This is a genomic window from Candidatus Protofrankia californiensis (genome assembly GCF_900634765.1).
GTDB classification, from domain to species: domain Bacteria; phylum Actinomycetota; class Actinomycetes; order Frankiales; family Frankiaceae; genus Protofrankia; species Protofrankia californiensis.
Genome location: NZ_CAAAFT010000134.1, coordinates 1 through 1,262, shown reverse-complemented (window position 1 = coordinate 1,262; position 1,262 = coordinate 1). Strand labels below are relative to the sequence as shown.

Genomic DNA, 1,262 nt, shown 5'->3' with positions numbered 1-1,262 from the left:
CCTGCTGCGTGGCATCGACGCGCCTACGACGCATCCGTGACCTACGAGGTAACTCGACTTTCGCACTTTCCTTGATCGCCAACAATGGTGTGTCGAGGCGCATTGAGTTCACTCTTTGAGTGAAGAAGAATCCGGTGGGCGGTGTCCGCACGTGGCACCGCACGGGGTGTCGAAAAGGGAAGACAGCGACCCGATGGGCTGGTAGCGGGAGCATCGGCGCTTCCTAAAACCAACTCGAAAGAGTGGACGCCGATGCTCCCGGACGTCACTTTACCTTCTTCGCTGGCCGTTCTGCTGGCGGGTTTCCGGCCGTGTTTCACCGCGCCGACGTTCGAGGTGTTCCGTGCCCTGGTCGCCGGGGCGCTCGCCCAGACGGGCCGGCGCACGGTGTGCGGGATGCTGGTGGGCGCGGGGCTGTCGCGGACGTGGCCGCACGACCGGGCGCACCGGTTCTTCGCGCGCGCCCGCTGGTCGCCGGACGCGGTCGGCCTGGCGCTGGCCGGCGTGGTCGTGCGCCTGCTGGTCGGCGACAGGCAGCCGGTCCTCGTCGCAGTCGACGACACGCTGTTCCACCGGTCAGGGAAGAAGGTCTGGGCGGCCGGCTGGTTCCACGACGGCTCCGCGAAAGGCCGCCACCAGGTCGGCTACGGGAACAACTGGGTCGTCGTCGGCGTCGTGGTGACGCTGCCGATGCTGGACCGGCCGGTGTGCCTGCCGGTGCTGGCCCGACTGGTCCGCAAGGACACCACCCCGCCTCCCGGCTCCGCCTCGCCACCCAGGCAGTCGAGAAGCTGGCCGCCGCCATGCCCGGCCGGACCGTCCACGTCGTCGCCGACGCCGCCTACGCCGGCGACGAACTCCGCACCCTGCCCACCACGGTCACCTGGACCACCCGGCTCCGCAAGGACGCCGCCCTCTACCAGCCGGCCCCGCCGCGCACCGGGAAACGAGGCCGGCCCCGCCTCAAAGGCGACCGGCTCGGCTGTCTGGCCCAGCTCGCCGCCACCGCCACGTTCACCCCCGTCGACGTGTCCCGCTACGGCGAACGGACCACCGTGCACACCGCCACGGTCCGCTGCCTCTGGTACGGCGTGTTCGGCCCCCGCCCGGTCACCGTCGTGCTGGTCCGCGACCACCCCGGCCGGGCATGCACCTACAACCTCGCCCTGGTCACCACCGACCTGACCGCCACACCCGCCCAGATCGTCGAACGCTACGCCGCCCGCTGGTCCGTCGAAGTCGACCGCCCACAGTGCCTGTCC

At 70.6% G+C, this 1,262-nt stretch carries 1 protein-coding gene and 1 pseudogene; both read left to right on the top strand.

The window, feature by feature from the left end; all coding sequences use genetic code 11:
• Window positions 1–252: 252 nt before the first annotated feature.
• Window positions 253–687: pseudogene (locus DD1DGNOD_RS29010) on the top strand (transposase); the annotation flags it as partial.
• 20 nt (window positions 688–707) lie between these two features.
• Window positions 708–1,262: transposase (locus tag DD1DGNOD_RS29005; RefSeq protein ID WP_241255550.1), on the top strand; the 555-nt coding region annotated here is incomplete at its 3' end.